The 16,330-nt window shown below is 71.8% G+C and carries 11 protein-coding genes; 9 read left to right on the forward strand and 2 right to left on the reverse strand.

The window, feature by feature from the left end; translation table 11 throughout:
* Positions 1 to 55: 55 nt before the first annotated feature.
* Positions 56 to 739, forward strand: coding sequence for a response regulator (locus tag ACIBKY_RS33705; RefSeq protein WP_397103077.1), 684 nt, complete (start codon positions 56 to 58; stop codon positions 737 to 739).
* The gene (locus tag ACIBKY_RS33710) at positions 726 to 2,531 is read left to right on the forward strand and encodes a sensor histidine kinase (RefSeq protein WP_397103079.1); all 1,806 of its coding nucleotides are present in this window, start codon (positions 726 to 728) and stop codon (positions 2,529 to 2,531) included. Before ACIBKY_RS33705 ends, ACIBKY_RS33710 begins: the two co-directional genes overlap by 14 nt.
* Here the strand turns inward: ACIBKY_RS33710 and ACIBKY_RS33715 are convergent.
* Complete coding sequence (locus ACIBKY_RS33715; protein WP_397103081.1) at positions 2,452 to 3,507, reverse strand: DUF695 domain-containing protein; 1,056 nt, start codon at positions 3,505 to 3,507, stop codon at positions 2,452 to 2,454. The two genes, ACIBKY_RS33710 and ACIBKY_RS33715, sit on opposite strands and share 80 nt — an antisense overlap.
* A 413-nt stretch (positions 3,508 to 3,920) precedes the next feature.
* Between ACIBKY_RS33715 and mnmA the strand changes: the two genes are divergently transcribed.
* Positions 3,921 to 4,979: a tRNA 2-thiouridine(34) synthase MnmA gene (mnmA, locus tag ACIBKY_RS33720; RefSeq protein ID WP_397103083.1), complete on the forward strand. Its 1,059-nt coding sequence runs from the start codon at positions 3,921 to 3,923 to the stop codon at positions 4,977 to 4,979.
* A gap of 334 nt (positions 4,980 to 5,313) precedes the next feature.
* Here mnmA and ACIBKY_RS33725 read toward each other — a convergent pair whose 3' ends face one another.
* A complete protein-coding gene (locus tag ACIBKY_RS33725; protein ID WP_397103085.1) occupies positions 5,314 to 5,946 on the reverse strand; it encodes an MBL fold metallo-hydrolase in 633 nt (210 codons plus the stop codon).
* Between the two features lie 28 nt (positions 5,947 to 5,974).
* Here ACIBKY_RS33725 and ACIBKY_RS33730 point away from each other — a divergent pair, with 28 nt between their 5' ends.
* The 6 genes from ACIBKY_RS33730 to ACIBKY_RS33755 all read left to right on the forward strand — a co-directional run bounded on the left by ACIBKY_RS33730 (position 5,975) and on the right by ACIBKY_RS33755 (position 16,241).
* Complete coding sequence (locus tag ACIBKY_RS33730; RefSeq protein WP_397103087.1) at positions 5,975 to 6,967, forward strand: methionine synthase; 993 nt, start codon at positions 5,975 to 5,977, stop codon at positions 6,965 to 6,967.
* A gap of 14 nt (positions 6,968 to 6,981) precedes the next feature.
* Positions 6,982 to 7,401 (forward strand): hypothetical protein, encoded by a 420-nt coding sequence (locus ACIBKY_RS33735; protein ID WP_397103089.1) that lies wholly within the window; start codon positions 6,982 to 6,984, stop codon positions 7,399 to 7,401.
* A gap of 80 nt (positions 7,402 to 7,481) precedes the next feature.
* Positions 7,482 to 11,387: a hypothetical protein gene (locus ACIBKY_RS33740; protein WP_397103091.1), complete on the forward strand. Its 3,906-nt coding sequence runs from the start codon at positions 7,482 to 7,484 to the stop codon at positions 11,385 to 11,387.
* 12 nt (positions 11,388 to 11,399) lie between these two features.
* Complete coding sequence (locus tag ACIBKY_RS33745) at positions 11,400 to 11,738, forward strand: hypothetical protein (protein ID WP_397103093.1); 339 nt, start codon at positions 11,400 to 11,402, stop codon at positions 11,736 to 11,738.
* A 55-nt stretch (positions 11,739 to 11,793) separates the two neighbouring features.
* On the forward strand, positions 11,794 to 13,968 hold the full coding sequence (ligA, locus tag ACIBKY_RS33750; RefSeq protein WP_397103095.1) for an NAD-dependent DNA ligase LigA: 2,175 nt from the start codon (positions 11,794 to 11,796) through the stop codon (positions 13,966 to 13,968).
* A gap of 197 nt (positions 13,969 to 14,165) precedes the next feature.
* A complete protein-coding gene (locus tag ACIBKY_RS33755) occupies positions 14,166 to 16,241 on the forward strand; it encodes a putative bifunctional diguanylate cyclase/phosphodiesterase (RefSeq protein WP_397103097.1) in 2,076 nt (691 codons plus the stop codon).
* Positions 16,242 to 16,330: the final 89 nt, after the last annotated feature.

Genomic DNA, 16,330 nt, shown 5'->3' on the forward strand with positions numbered 1-16,330 from the left:
AAGGGACTTGTCAGGACGACATGGGAAACCTGTCTTGTCACATACCGTGAAGCGCATGGGGGCACATGTCTTGATCGCCGAGGATGACGAGGGCCAGGCCGAGCTGATCCGCCGCTACCTCGAACACGAGGGCCACCGGGTCACCGCCGTGCACGACGGCCGCGCCGCCATCGACGCGGCCCGCGCCGCCGGGCCGGACCTGGTCATCCTGGACCTCATGCTGCCCCGGGTGGACGGCCTGGACGTCTGCCGCGTGCTGCGCGCCGAGTCCGACGTGCCGCTGCTCATGCTGACCGCCCGCAGCACCGAGGACGACCTGCTGCTCGGCCTCGACCTGGGCGCCGACGACTACATGACCAAGCCGTTCAGCCCGCGTGAGCTGATGGCGCGCGCCCGCGCCCTCCTGCGCCGCCGCGTGCGCGCCGCCTCCCCGGTGCACGCCATCGGCGACCTGCTCATCGACCCCCTCCGCCACCAGGTACGGCAGGGCGGCCGGCCCGTCGAGTGCACCCCCGGCGAGTTCCAGCTCCTGGCGGCCATGGCGGCGGAACCGGAACGCGTCTTCACCCGGCGCCAGCTCCTGGAGCACATCCACGGCTTCGACCGCTACATCACCGAGCGCACGGTCGACATGCACGTGATGAACCTCCGCAAGAAGCTCGAACCCGACCCCCGCCGCCCCGTCACCCTGCTGACCGTCTACGGCGTCGGCTACAAGCTCGTCGATGCGGCGCCGTAGCGGGCTGCGGGTCAAGCTGCTCGCCGCCTCCGTGCTCGTGGCCGTGTGCTCCGTCGCCGCGACCGCCTGGGTCGTCAGCACCCTGACCTCGGGCGCCATCCAGCAGCAGCGCGGCCAGGCACTCGCCGAGGACACCCGCGTCTACGACACCCTCCTCGCCTACGCCGCCCGCCACCCCGCGTGGAACGGCGTGGACCGGATCGTCGCCGACCTCGCCGCCAAGACCGGCCGCAAGATCACGCTGACCACCCACGACCGCCGCCCGATCGCCGCCTCCGCACCCGGCACCCCGCCCGCGACCCCCTCAGCCGTGGTCGACCCGCTGGCGGTGGACACCGCGCTGCTGCCCTCGGTCGGCCCCGACCGCATCGACCCCAGGGCCACCGGCCCGTTCACCCTGCGCACCGCCGAGCTACGCGCGCTGCGCCAGCTCGCCCAGCGGCGCGTGGAGTGCCTGCGCCGCACCGGGTTCGACGCCAAGGCGGTGACCGGCCCGTCCGGCCGTCCCGACGTCGAGGTGGAAGGCGTCGCACCCAGCCCGGTCCGCAACACGTGCTCCGAGGAAGAGCTCGCCCGTCCCACCCGCACCGAGGCCAAGGCCCTGCGCCAGCTCAACTCCCTGGTCAACGCCTGCCTGAAACGCGAGGACCGCGACCCCGTAAAGCTCTCCCGCGACCTCACCTGGACCTGGACCCGCGCCGCGGTCGTCGGCGGCCCCGTCGCCGAAGGCGTCAACGGCTGCCTCGACACCAGCCGCCGCGAGCAACTGCGCTCCCACGTGGCCCCCGCGGCCTGGCTGTTCATCGAGTCGGCCCCCACCGCCCCCGCCCTGAACCTCTCACCGGGCAACACCGTCCGCATCGCCGCCGTGGCCGCCGCGATCCTGGTGCTGAGCGCCGCCATCAGCTTCTACCTGGCCACCCGCGTCATCCACCCGCTACGCGCCCTGACCGCCGCCGTCCACCGCATGCGCGAGGACGGCGCCGCCAAGGTCAGCGTGTCGGCGGGCGGCGAACTCGGCGACCTCGCCGCGGCCTTCAACGAGATGGCCGAGCACCGGCTCCGTCTGGAGGCGCTGCGCAAGGACATGGTCAGCGACGTCGCCCACGAACTGCGCACCCCGCTCAGCAACATCCGCGGCTGGCTGGAGGCGGTCGAAGACGGCGTCGCCCCCCTGGACACGCGGCGCCTGCTCAAGGAGTCGCTGCTGCTGCAGCACATCATCGACGACCTGCAGGACCTGTCGATCGCCGACGCGGGCAAGCTCCGCCTTCACCCCGAGCAAGCCGACCTGCGCGACCTCCTCGACCAGGTGGCCGCCGCCCACCCCGCGCCCGGCCTCACCCTGACCGTCACCGCCGCCCCCGGCCTCACCCTCGAAGCCGACCCGGTAAGGCTGCGCCAAGCCGTGGGCAACCTGGTCACCAACGCCATCCGCCACACCCCACCCGGCGGCCACATCGCACTGACCGGCCGCCTGCTCGGTGATCAGGTGGCGATCGAGGTGGCCGACACCGGCACCGGCATCGCCCCCGGGGACCTGCCCCACGTCTTCGACCGCTTCTGGCGGGCCGACCGCTCCCGCAGCAGGAAGGGCGGCGGCAGCGGACTCGGCCTGGCCATCGTCCGCAGCATCGTCACCGCCCACGGCGGCACGGTGACGGCCGCCGGCACCCCGGGAGAGGGCACCGTCTTCACCATCACCCTGCCGCTCAGGACAGGAACGGCGCCACCGACACCCAGGCGGGATCGGAGTCGACGTCCACCACCGGATCGCCCTCCTGCCAGCTGACGATGAGCTCCTTGGCGTGGATGGCCGCCTCGCCCGTCGGGTCCGCGTACAGGTGGATCACCCGGTGGCCCTCGGCGCTCAGGTGCGCCGCCAGGATCGCGTCGGCGTGGAGCTTGGTCAGGCGGGCGGCCAGCCGTTCCTCGAAGTCGCGCAGCGCGATGAGCGAGTCACCGACCGGAAGCCCGTTCTCGTCACGGTGGGAGTAGGGGAGCGTGATCTGGATGTGCTGGTCGAACAGCGGATAGTCGACCGGCCGCAGCGGATACCGCGTCGTGGCGACCAGCGGCGCGCCACCCGCGGTCTGCCCCTCCAGGAGCGCCCACTGCTCCTCGTCATACCCCGAGGCCACGTCGTCGACGACGGCCCGCAGATGAGCGGCCGAGACGGCGTCGATGGGCTGGAACGTCGCCGCGGTGATCTCACCGATCCAGCGGGCCACGTCGTCCTCGCCGAGCAGCCAGTCGAGCGCCAGCAGCGCCGCCTCCATGCGCGTCTCGTCGTCAAGATCACTGAACACCGGGTGGTAGGCCGCCACGTCGATCCGCGCCGACCCGCGCGGCACGCGCAGCCCGAGCATCAGCTCCTCCAGCGCGAACTCCTTGCCGCCCACATCCAGCGTCAGCTCCAGAGCCAGCGGATTGGCCTGCCGCGACGGATGGAACTCCCACAGCAGATCCGCCGGCGGCGCCGCCTTGGCCCACCGATGCGCCAGCGACCGCAGCTCGGCGTCCCCGGCAGCGGTCACGACCAGCGCATGGGCCGCCCCCCGGCCCGGCGCGATCTCGTACACGAGCCTGGGATGCACCGCCGCGACGGCCGGCTCCAGCGTCTCGGCCAGCCGCTCGGGCTCCTCGGCCGCCACCATGCCATCCAGCTGTGGCCGCGTCCGCTCCCACCACTCCCAGAAGTCGGCAATGAGATCACCGGGCATGACCGGCTCCTGGTCCTCGTCGTCCTTGCGCCCGAACAGTCGCATAACCCGTCATTCTCTCAGAGCCCCCGCCTTTCCCACGCCGCCTTTCTTCCCACCCCGCCCTTTCCGTTGCGCCAAGCCCTCAGGGCGCCTTTCCGTTACGGCAAGCCGCCCCACCGCCACCCGCCGTCGTGCGCGGACGCCGATCGTGGGGATCGCTTCTCACGTCGGACGTGGTCCCCACCGCAACGGCCCCCCTTGACCCAGCCACCGTGCCAAGGCCGGCCACCTGCCGAGGCGCCGACACCCAGCACCAGGCACCCCGCCGTCCCTCTGTCCCGGCGCCCAAAGCCACCGCTGGCACCAGCCTCGCCCGCCACTGACCGGCAGGGGCCGTCTGTTGCTCGTTTGTCTGCTGGATCTTGGCCGTGGGTGGGAAAAGGGTGGCTTGGTTGAGCGGGTACGCTGGTTGGGTCATGGGACTTCGTGTGCTTGCCGCCATGTCGGGCGGCGTCGACTCTGCCGTGGCCGCTGCTCGGATCGCCGAGGCCGGCCATGATGTCACCGGTGTGCATCTGGCGCTGTCGGCCAACCCTCAATCGCACCGTACCGGCGCGCGTGGGTGTTGCACGATCGAGGACTCCCGCGACGCCCGCAGGGCCGCGGATGTGATCGGGATTCCGTTCTACATCTGGGACATGGCCGAGCGTTTCCAGCGGGACGTGGTCGAGGACTTCGTGGCCGAGTACGCCGCGGGGCGCACGCCGAACCCGTGCCTGCGGTGCAACGAGAAGATCAAGTTCGAGGCGGTGCTGGATCGGGCGCTGGCGCTGGGGTTCGACGCGGTGGCCACCGGGCATCACGCGAAGCTGGCCGACGGGGTGCTGTCCAGGAGCCCGGACATGGCCAAGGACCAGTCGTACGTGCTCGGGGTGCTCACCCGCGAGCAGCTCAGCCACGCGATCTTCCCGCTCGGCGACTCCACCAAGGCGCAGGTACGCGAGGAGGCCTCCCGCCGTGGCCTGACCGTGGCCGACAAGCCCGACAGCCACGACATCTGCTTCATCGCCGACGGCGACACCCGCGGCTTCCTGGCCAAGCGCCTCGGCTCCGAGCCGGGCCGCATCCTCGACCAGGACGGCGAGGTGGTGGGCGCCCACCAGGGGGCGCACGGGTTCACGGTCGGCCAGCGCAAGGGCCTGCACATCGACCGCCCGGCCCCCGACGGCCGCCCCCGCTACGTACTGTCGATCGAGCCGGTCTCCAACACCGTGACGGTGGGCCCGCGCGCGGCGCTCGAGGTCACGACGATCCACTGCGTCCGCCCCCTGTGGAACGGCCCCGCCGCCACCGGCCCGGTCACGGTCCAGCTACGCGCCCACGGCGAGGTCTACGACTGCCACTACGCGCAGACCGGCGACGACCTCCACATCACGCTGGCCCGCCCGGCCACGGGCGTAGCCGCCGGCCAGGCCGCCGTCCTGTACACGGGCGACACGGTCATAGGCTCCGCCACCATCACCGCCTCCTCCTAGCCCAGTCCCCACCTCCGCCCCACGCCATCCCGCACACGCGCCTCCGGTGGGTGGCCGGGCTTGGCACGGTGGCTGGTCAAGGGGGGCCGTTGCGGTGGGGACCACGTCCGACGTGAGAAGCGATCCCCCCGATCGGCGTCCGCGCACGACGGCGGGTGGCGGTGGGGCGGCTTGCCGTAACGGAAAAGGCGGGGTGAGAAGGGCAGCGCAACACCGGCCTGCCGTAGCGGAAAGTGCCGTGAGTAGGGCAGCGCAACCCCGGCCTGCCGTAACGGAAAGGCGGGGCGAGAAGGGCGCTGAGGCAAATCCAGCGCGACGCTCGGGAAAGGGCGGGTTAGGAGAGGACTGTGGGGGAGCGCAGGGGGAGGCGGCGGATGTCGGCGTTTTGGCGGTCGGCTTCCATCTTGAGCCAGTTGTCGACCAGGGTCAGGCCGACCTCGCCGTACAACGCGTCGTGCGTCGAGTACGCCCGCGCCGGGCGGATCGTGCGCAGGTACTCCACCATCTCCGACAACTTCAACCATGGCGCCCCTGTCGGCACCAGCAGTGTTCCCACCCGCGCCTCAGGCACCGTCAGCGCGTCCCCGGGGTAGAAGAGCTCTTCGTCCACCAGGAAACCGACGTTGTTGGCGATCGGCATGTCGGGGTGGTTGGCGGCGTGCCATTCACCGTGGGTGCTCACGGTGAATCCGGCGGTGGTGAAGGTGTCGCCGTGCTTCACCGTCTGGACCCTCATCGGCGCGTCGGTCAAGGAGGCGGCCACTTCCGCGCAGGTCCAGACCTCGATGTCGGGGGAGGCGGCCTTGAGGCGCTCGGTGTCGAGGTGGTCGAAGTGGGCGTGGGTGATGAGCACGGCGTCGGCGTCGTCCAGGACCGGGTCCTCGGTGAAGACGCCCGGGTCGATGATCAGGACCTTTCCGTCCTTCTCCAGCCGCACGCACGCGTGTCCGTACTTGGTGAGCTCCATGGTCCCCACGATAACTAGGCTGAGGGCCATGACTGCGTGGGAGGCTACCGGGGTTGGTTCGCATCCGGGTGAAGATCATCTGGAGGCGCTGCGTGTGGTGTTCGGTGAGGTGCCCGGGTTGCCCTATCTGCCGGAGCTACCGGCCAGGGGCGTGGGTGCGGACATGGTCGGGCGGACGGCCTCGATGCTCGTCGATCTGGCGGTCGAGGTGCAGCCGTCGGGCTGGCGGCTGACGGACCGGCCCGGACGTGATCACCACCGCGCGACCGACCACCTGCGCCGTGATCTCGACGGGCTGGAAGAGCTGGGACAGGGGTTCGAGGGGCCGTTCAAGGTGCAGGTGTGCGGGCCGTGGACGCTGGCCGCCACGATCGAGTTGCGTCACGGCGACAAGATGTTGTCCGACGCCGGGGCGGTGCGGGATCTGACCGCTTCTCTCGCCCAGGGAGTTCAGGAGCATCTGGCCGAGGTCAGGAAGCGGCTGCCCGGGGTGAGCGAGGTGGTGCTCCAGCTCGACGAGCCCGGACTGCCCGGCGTGCTGAGGGGCACGGTGCCGACGGCCTCGGGGTTCGGGCGGCTGGCCGCGGTCGAGGAGTGGCGGGTGGAGGAGTCGCTGAAGGGGTTCGAGGCGCCGCTGGTGCACTGTTGCGCGCCCGGTGTGCCCTTTGACCTGCTGCGGCGGGCCGGGGTGCGCGGGGTCTCCATGGACGCCTCGCTGCTGCGGCGGCGCGACGATGACGCGATCGGCGAGGCCGTCGAAGCCGGGCTGGTGTTCCTGCTGGGCGTGGTGCCGGGCACAGACGCGCGGCTGCCGGACGCCGGGGACGTGGCCGGCCCGGCGGTGGAGATGTGGAGGCGGCTCGGGTTCGCGCCGGGTGATCTGGCCGACCGGGTCACGCTCACGCCCACGTGCGGTCTGGCGGGAGCCTCTCCCCGGTACGCGCGGGCGGCGCTGCGCGCCTGTCACAAGGCGGCGGAGGTGCTGCGGGATGATCCTGCAAGCGGGATGCAAGGCGCCTGACTAGCCTCGGAATCATGATTTTTCGCACCATGGCCGTCGGCGCGACCCTCCTCTTCGCGTCGGCGACGCTGGCGGCCCCAGCCATGGCCTCGGCCAACCCCGAGACCTGGAGCTGGGGCTCCATCTATTCCGCTGACCGCGCGGGCAAGGCCAAGGGCAAGGTCGTCCTCGACCGGCCCGGCTTCACCGTCTCCGGCAAGCTCTACGACTTCCCCGGCAAGAAGGGATGTTCCTGGCTGAAGTTCCGCTGGACCAAGGAGAGCGGCGGCCAGGGCAAGAAGACCTACAAGAACTGCTCGGGCACCAAGCCACTGGCGTTCTCCCTCAGCACCGGCTACATGCTCTCCATCGAGGGCAAGGTCTGCCGCGGCACCGCCACCAAGATCACCGGAAAGTGCTCCGGCTGGGACGGCGTCTGGGCCCAAGGCGGCTGAGGCCCAGGTGGCTGAGGCCCAAGGTGGCTGAGTAGGGACCTACCCATAGCGCGATCGCGAGATTGTGCTGAACTCGATGCGTGAGAGCCGGTGATTTCGCGGGCGCCAGCGCGCTGCTGATCGGCACGGGCACGCATCGTCCAGAATCCGACCTGCCGGACCTCCCCGCGGTCGCTCGTACCCTCCACGACCTGCGTGCGGTGTTGCTGGAGACGTGTGGGCTGGCCGACGTCCGGGTCGGGCTCGATCTGGCGAGTCCGCTGGAGCTGGGCGCCGCCGTCTCCCAGGCGGCGGCTTCCGCGGGCGGCCCGCTGATCGTGTATTACGTGGGCCACGGCCTTGTCAGCCGTCGTGGCTCGCTTCATCTGGCCGCCGGTGTCACCCGTTCCGGGCCGCTCCACCTGGAACACACGGCTCTGCCGTATGACACCGTGCGGCGCTACCTCCTCGACAACGTGGACGCGCCGGTCGCGGTGGTCCTCGACTGCTGCTTCTCCGGCCGGGCCATCGAGGGCATGTCCGCGCTCGACGAGGTGGCCGGGCTCACCGAGATCACCGGCGCGTACGTGCTGACCTCGGCCGGGCGCAGCGAACCTTCCTTCGCCCCGGAGGGCGCCAGGTACACGGCCTTCTCCGGGGCTCTGCTGCGCCTGCTGCGGGAGGGGGATCCGGGCGGCCCGCCGTACCTGACGCTGCAGCACGTCCACCGGCATCTGAGCCGCACGCTGCCCGCGGCCGGGTTCCCGCGCCCGCGCGCCCGCTCCACCGGCCGCGTGGGCGAGCTCGCGCTCGCCCGCAACCCCGCCCACGGGCTTTCTCCCGACGGTGTACGGCTGTCGCCGTCCGGCCTGCCGGAGGGCGCCCCCTACAAGGGCCTGGCCGCGTTCGGCGAGACGGACGCGGCGTTGTTCTTCGGCCGGGACCGGCTGGTCGCCGAGCTGGTCAGGCGGCTGGTCGAACGCGAGGCCGACCCGGCGCCGCTGATCGTCACCGGGCCGTCGGGGTCGGGCAAGTCCTCGCTGCTGCGGGCGGGACTGGTCCCGGCGCTGCGCCAGGGCGCGATGGGCGGCCCGCGCACCGCCGCGGTGATCAGGCCAGGCGACCCCCTGCCCGGCGACGTGGACGTGCTGATCGTCGACCAGTTCGAGGAGGACCTGGACGCCGCGGCGCGCGTCTGCGCCCGTCCCGGCCTGACCGTGCTGGCGGTCCGCGCCGACTTCCTCGGCCGCTGCGCCGGGCATCCGGCCCTGCGCACCGCGCTGGAACGCGGCCAGGTCGTGGTCGGCGCGATGACCGAGGACGAGTTACGCGCCGCCATCGAACGCCCCGCCACGGCGGCCGGGCTGTCGCTGGAGCCGGGCCTGGCCGAGCTGCTCCTGCGCGACCTCGGCCAGGAGCCGGGACGGCTGCCGCTGCTGTCCCACGCGCTGCTGGCCACCTGGCAGCAGCGCCGCAGGACCGTGCTGACCGTGGCCGGATACCGCCAGTCCGGCGGCATCCACGGCGCGCTCGCCGCCACCGCCGACGACGTGCTGGCCTCGCTGCCCGACCCGGGCCGCGCGAAGGCGCTGTTCCTGCGGCTGGTGCACGTCGGCGACGGCACCGACGACACCCGCCGCCGCCTCACCCGTGACCAGCTCGCCCTGGAGCTGCCCGCCGCGGACCTGCCCGCCGAGGAGGCGATCGCCGCGTTCGCCGCCGACGACGCCCGCCTGCTCACGCTGGACGGCGAGTACGTCACGATCACCCACGAGGCGCTGCTGACGGCCTGGCCGGCGCTGCGCGGCTGGATCGAGAACGACCGGGCCGCGCTCCTGGTCGAGCAGCGCCTGGTCGAGGCGGCCCGCGCCTGGGAGGGCGACGCGGCGGGGCTGTATCAGGGCTCGCGGCTGGAGCTGGCCCGCGAATGGGCGGCGGGGCGGCGGCCCGGACCGCTGGTGGCCCGGTTCCTGGCCGCCTCCCAGGCGCTGGCCAGGCGGCGGTCCCGGCTGCGGGTGGCGCTGGTGTCCGTGCTGAGCGGGCTGCTCGTGGTGTCGTTGATCGCTTCCGCGGTGGCCGTACTGAAGTATCAGGACGCCGAGCGCGAGCGCCGCACGGCCGCCGCGCGCGCGAAGGTCTTCCAGGCCGACGTCGTACGGCAGGCCGACCCACCCGCCGCCCTCCGCCTCGGCATCGAGGCGGTCAGAACCGACGCCGGAACCGTGACGGAGTCCGCCCTTGCCGCCGACGCGCTCAGCATGGCCTACCGCGCCCGCCTGACCGGGTTCACCGCCTCGGTCAACGCGGTCGCCGTCAGCCCGGACGGCGCCAGAGCCCTGACCGGCGACTTCCAGGGCGCGCTCCACCTCTGGGACCTGGAAAAGCGCGCCAAGCTCGCCACGCTGCCCGGCACCGGCAAGGGCTCGGTCTACGCGGCCGGCTTCGGCCCGGACGGCCGGGCGGTGGTGTCCTGGCGCGAGACGGCGCCGGAGATCTGGGACCTGACCGGCTCCGCGCCCCGGCTGCAGGCGGTCCTGGGCGATCCCGGCCATCACGCGGAGTTCTACGCGGACGGCGAGCGGGTGGCCGTGGCCACGGACCGCGGCGTGGAGCTGTGGGACGTGCGCGGCACGCCGAAGATGCTCTCCCGCTTCGGCCCTCCGGTCACGGACCTGGCCGTGGCTGGTGAGGTGCTGGTGGCGGCCGACGGGTCCGCCGCGGGGCGCGTCTGGCGCCTGGACACCGGAACCTCAGAGCCGCTGCCCGTGCCGGAGACGGAGAGTAACCCGAGTCTCGGCGTCGCGCTGCGCGCGGACGGCGCCCTGGCCGTGGTGGGCGAGCGTGTCTGGGACGTACGCGGCAGACCCGAGCTGGTCGGCTACCTGACCGGGCACGAGGGTTTCATCGGCGACGCGGCCTTCGCGCCTGGCGGCACCATGCTGGCCACGGCCGGTGACGACTACTCCGTCATCGTCTGGGATCTGTCCGACCCGCGCTTCCCGCAGGTCAGGACCCGGCTGGCCGGGCACACCGCCGAGGTGACCGCGGTCGGGTTCGGGCCCGCCGGACGGCTGCTCACGGGAAGTGGCGACACCAGCGTCATCCTCTGGCGCTACGCCGACCCGCCCGCCAGGAAGGTCCTGCCGGGCGCGGCGGACCAGATCGCGGTGGGCGGGCCGATGAAGCTGACCCACGACCGCGAGGGCGCCACCCTCTGGGGTCCGGGGGGCGAGGTGGCGAGCTTTCCGGCGGCGACGGCGGTGGCGCTGAGCGCGGACGGGACCTCGGCCCTGATCGGCGGTGAGGCCGGTGCGACGCTGCGCCGTCCGTCCGGATCGCTGACGCTGGCCGAGGGGATGCGGCTGCGCTCGGTCGCGCTCAGCCCGGATGGCCGCCTGGCCCTGATGAGCGGGCCCGACGGGGTGGTCCTGTGGTCCGCGGCGACCGGGCTGGAGAGCCGCCTGCCCGGGACGGGCGCCGCCTCCGTGGTCGCGCTGGGCGACGGGTTCGGGGTCGTGGGCGGGGCGGACGGGCGGCTGGCGCTGTGGGATCTGCGTGATCCCGTACGGCCTCGCCGTACCGGCACCGGTGACGGGCACTCCGGTGACGTGCGGGCGCTGGCCGTACGCGGGGAGCTGGTGGTGAGCGGCGGCGAGGACAGGAAGGCGGTGCTGTGGGAGGTGAGCGGGGGCACGCGGCTGGGCGCGGCGGGCTCGATGGGCGGGCACGGCGGCCCGGTTCACGAGGTGGCGATCAGCCCCGACGGCCGCGTCGCCGCGACTGCCGCCCTGGACGAGACGGTCGCCGTCTGGCTCATCCGGGACCGTTCCGGGCCGCGCCGCGTGCACACGCTGTCCAGGGCCGGGGAAGGGGTCGCCTTTGGGCCTGGCACGTACGCGATGGTCGCAAGTAACGTCCAAAGCGGGGTTGTCGAATGGGATTTCCGCTATTTGGCCGATGTGATCGACCAGCCGTTGATCGCGGCCTGCGCACTGACCACGTGTTAGGAGAGGCGGGAAATGGTGGAGAGCACTAGCAAGGTGTCCCTTCCTTCGCCTTCTCACCGGGCCGACGCGACACTCAAGATCAGCCCCCGGAGAAAAGGGTTCAAGAGGTACCGCATCCGCTACTCCCTGGAGGACGGCGGACCGGGCTGGGACACGCGGCTGACCATCTACTACAGGACCGAGGGCGGCGGCCGGGGCAGCCGTGAGATCTTCAATCCCGGGCCCGGCACGGACACCGGCACGATCGTCATCAACGCCAGCCGGAAGATCACCGAGATGGGCGCCAAAGTCGAGCGGATCAATTCGCACGAGACAGGGGTGCGCGGCAGGGACCCCAATGTCTTTTCCTGACCGCCGCTCCCTTGGATAGCGTTCACCCTGAACGTTGAACGAGGGGAGTACGGGGATGACCGCCGAAGCGCCCGATGATGCCCGCAAGAGGCACGCGGAAGTAAGCGAACTGGTCGAAGAAGCTCGCTGGCGGTATTACGTGCTCGACGATCCGACGGTGAGCGACGCCCAGTTCGACCAGTGGTTCCGGGAACTGCTCTCGCTGGAGGAGACCGACCCCACGCTGCGCACGCCCGACTCGCCCACGCAGAAGGTGGGCGCGCCGCCGTCGGGCGACTTCGCCAAGGTGCAGCACATCGCGCGGATGGAGAGCCTGGACAACGCCTTCAACGAGGCCGACATGGCCGCGTGGAGCGCGCGGGCGGAACGGCTGGCCGAGGGGGACGCGGGGCCGTACCTGTGTGAGCTGAAGATCGACGGGCTGGCGATCGCGCTGGTCTACCGGGACGGGAAGCTGGAGCGCGGCGCGACCCGCGGCGACGGGCGCACGGGTGACGACGTAACCCCGAACGTGCGCACGATCCAGGGGGTGCCGCACCGGCTCCGGGGCGACGACATCCCGTCGCTGGTGGAGGTACGCGGCGAGGTGTACATCCCGGTGGCCGACTTCGCCAGGCTCAACGAGCAGCTGGGCGCGGAGGGCAAGCCGCTGTTCGCCAACCCGCGCAACGCGGCGGCGGGCACGCTGCGGCAGAAGGACCCGCGCATCACCGCCCAGCGCCCGCTGCGCATGATCGTGCACGGGATCGGGGTCTGGGAGGGCGCCGAGGAGCCGAAGGCGCAGTCGGACGTCTACGACCGGCTGCGGGCCTTCGGGCTGCCGGTCTCCGACCTGTACCAGGTGGTGGCCGATCTCACCGAGGTCAACGCCTTCATCGAGCACTACCGGGTGCACCGGCACGACCCGGCGTACGAGATCGACGGCGTCGTGGTGAAGGTCGACGACTTCCGCACACAGCGTGAGCTGGGCTCGACCTCGCGGGCGCCGCGCTGGGCGATCGCCTTCAAGTACCCGCCGGAGGAGGTCAACACCAAGCTGCTCGACATCCACGTGGGCGTCGGCAGGACCGGGCGGGTCACGCCGTTCGCGGTCATGGAGCCGATCGTGGTGGCCGGATCGACGGTGGAGCGTGCCACGCTGCACAACGCGGCGGTGGTGAAGGCCAAGGGCGTGCTCATCGGCGACACCGTGGTGCTGCGCAAGGCCGGCGACGTCATCCCCGAGGTCGTCGGGCCGGTGCTCGCGCTGCGCGACGGCAGCGAGCGCGAGTTCACGATGCCGACCCACTGCCCGGCCTGCGGCACCGCGCTGGCCTACGAGAAGGAGGGCGACGCCGACCTGCGCTGCCCGAACGCCCGGCATTGCCCGGCGCAGCTGCGCGAGCGGGTCTTCTTCGCCGCCCGCCGCAACGCCCTCGACATCGGCGGCCTGGGGTACGTGGCCGCGACCGCGCTCACCCAGCCGGTGGCCGGGCAGGAGCCGGTGCTGCGTACCGAGGCCGACCTGTTCGACCTCACGCTCGACAAGCTGATCCCGATCCGCTCGATCGTCCGTGACCAGGACACCGGCGCGCCCAAGATCGACGAGAAGACCGGCGAGCCCAAGGTCGTCTCGCTGTTCTCCAACGCCAACGGCGAGCCCTCGATGGCCGCGCTCAGCCTGCGCGAGCAGCTGGAGGCGGCCAAGGACAAGGAGCTGTGGCGGGTGCTGGTGGCGTTGTCGATCCGGCACGTGGGGCCGCCGACGGCCCGCGCGCTGGCCTCGGCGATGCGCTCGATCGACGCCATCATGAACGCCTCGGTGGAAGAGCTGGCCGCGATCAAGGACATCGGGCCCAACATGGCCGCCACGATCAAGGAGTGGTTCGAGGTCGGCTGGCACCGCGAGATCGTCGAGCGGTGGCGGGCGGCGGGCGTGCGCATGGAGGACGACGAGCCCGCGCAGGCGTCCGGCCCGAAGACCCTGGAGGGGCTCACGCTCGTGGTCACCGGCACGCTGGAGGGCCACACCCGCGACTCGGCCGCGCGGGAGATCGAGTCGCGCGGCGGCAAGGTGGCCGGTTCGGTCTCCAAGAAGACCGCGTTCGTGGTGGTGGGGGAGAACGCCGGGTCGAAGTACGACAAGGCGGTGTCACTCGGCGTGCCCATCCTGGACGAGCGGGGCTTCGGCGTGCTGCTGGAGCAGGGGCCGGAGGCGGCCGCGGCGGTCGCGGTCGAGCCTGAGCCGTAAAAGATCCTGGAGCCCTTGGTCGCGGCGGGCATCGCGCGAGGTCGGGGGCCGTATCGGGTTCTAGAAGCAGGTTCTGGGCCGGTCAGAATGTGAAGGAATGTCGGAAAGGCGAAGTGACGGAACGTACGCGCTCGGTTTCGCGAAGTGGGGTTAAGGTCGTACCCTCCCATAGTGACCTAATGGGGGTTCTGTTACTCATGACTGACCCAACCGACACCCGCGACACCGGCCCGCGCATGGGCACTCCGCTGTGGGCCTTCCTCGCGGCCATCTCCGCGATCGGCGGCACCGCGCTGGTCGCGGCCATCCTCAGGCTCGACCCCGTCGGCCTGGTGGAGCTCGCCAGGACCCCGCTGTTCTGGGTGCTCGCGGTGCTGGTCGTGCTGGGCGAGCTCAGGCCCGTCATGGTCTCGTCCGCGGCCTCCGTGGGCGGTACCTACCCCTCGACGATGTTCACCTTCGCGGTGCTGCTGCACTTCGGGCTGCCCACGGCCGTGCTCATGCAGGTCGTCGGCGTGGTCATGAACGGGGTCGTCACCCGCAAGGCCTGGCACCGGGTCCTGTTCAACGTCGGCCAGTCCACGCTCGCGCTCACCGCCGCCGCCGTGGTGCTCGGCGTCTTCGGGATCGTGCCCACGCCCGCGGTGCCCTGGGTGCCGGGCGGCGCCGACCTCGTGCCGATCGCGCTGTCCGGCATCGCCTACTTCATCACCCGCGCCATGCTCGTCTGCGGCGCCGTCGCCCTGCACGAGCGCCGCTCGGTGATCCGCGTCCTGCGTGGCACCGCCGGACCCCAGGCCCTCGTCTACACCGCGCTGCTGGGTCTGGCCCCCCTGGTCGTGGTCGTCATGAGCCACTCGCCCGGCCTCGTCCCGCTCTTCGTCGCCCCGCTGGCCGCCGTGTACTTCACCGCCACGCTCTCGATGCGCCGCGACCACCAGGCGCTGCACGACGAGCTCACCGGACTGCCCAACCGCAAGATGCTCATCGTCAGCACCGAGGAGGCGCTGGCCGAGTCGCGCGAAGGCGAGCGCGTGGGCCTGTTCCTCCTCGACCTCGACCGGTTCAAGGAGGTCAACGACACCATGGGCCACCCGGTGGGCGACCGCCTGCTGCAGATGGTGGCCCACCGCCTCCTCCATTCGGTACGGCCCGGCGACGTCGTGGCCAGGCTCGGCGGCGACGAGTTCGCCGTGCTGCTGCCGAGCATCCGCGACGCCCACGCCGCCCGCGAGGTGGCGGCCAGGCTCCGCGCCGCCCTCACCGAGCCGGTGCGGCTCGAAGGCATGACCTTCGACCTCGACGGATCGGTCGGCATCGCGCTCTTCCCCGACCACGCGCCCGACTTCGAGCTCCTCATGCAGCGCGCCGACGTCGCCATGTACATGGCCAAGGAGGCGCGTACCGGCGTCGAGCTCTACCAGCCGGACAAGGACCGCAACTCGCCCGAGCGCCTCCACCTGCTCGGCGACCTGCGCCGCGCGGTCGACAATCGCGAGCTGCGCCTGCACTACCAGCCCAAGGTCGGCCTCACCACCGGCGCCGTCCACGGGGTCGAGGCGCTGGTGCGCTGGCGGCACCCGGTGCACGGGACGATCCCTCCGGCCGAGTTCATCCCGCTGGCCGAGCAGTCGTACCTGATGCGGCAGCTCACCGAGTACGTCATCGAGGAGGCGCTGGAACAGGCCGCGCGATGGTGGCACCTGGGGCTCAAGGTGCAGATCTCGGTCAACGTCTCGGCCCGCGACCTGCTCGACTCGGCGCTGCCCGAGCAGCTGGAGGTCGGCCTGGCGCGTTACAGCCTGCCGCCGGACGCCATCCAGCTGGAGGTCACCGAGCGCATCCTCATGGGCGACCAGGCGTACACGCACGACACGATCAAGGCGCTGGCCACGCTCGGCGTGCCCCTTTCCCTGGACGACTTCGGCACCGGCTACTCCTCGCTCATCCGCCTCCAGCGCCTCGCCGTCGCCGAGGTCAAGATCGACTCGTCGTTCGTGCGGCGCATCACCGAGTCCGAGGACGACGAGCGGATCGTCCGCTCCATCGTCGACCTCGTCCGTTCGCTCGGGCTGCGCTCGGTGGCCGAGGGCGTCGAGTCGGACGAGGCCGCGCACCGGCTGGCCGAGATGGGGTGCGACGTGGGCCAGGGGTGGCTGTTCTGCGAGCCGATGGTCGCCGCCGACGCCACCCTCTGGCTGCGCGACCACCTCGACGCCGAACCCGCGCTCGGTTACGGCTACCGCCCCGCCGAGGTCACCAGAACCGCCTGAGCTCGCAGGCCGGCGCCGAGCGTCCATACTGAACGTTTCATGGGAAATTGCGTTACGCAGCGGAAACGGATGAACCGCGGGCCCCCGTT

It is taken from the genome of Nonomuraea sp. NPDC050394, from assembly GCF_044459065.1.
Classification (GTDB): Bacteria; Actinomycetota; Actinomycetes; order Streptosporangiales; family Streptosporangiaceae; genus Nonomuraea.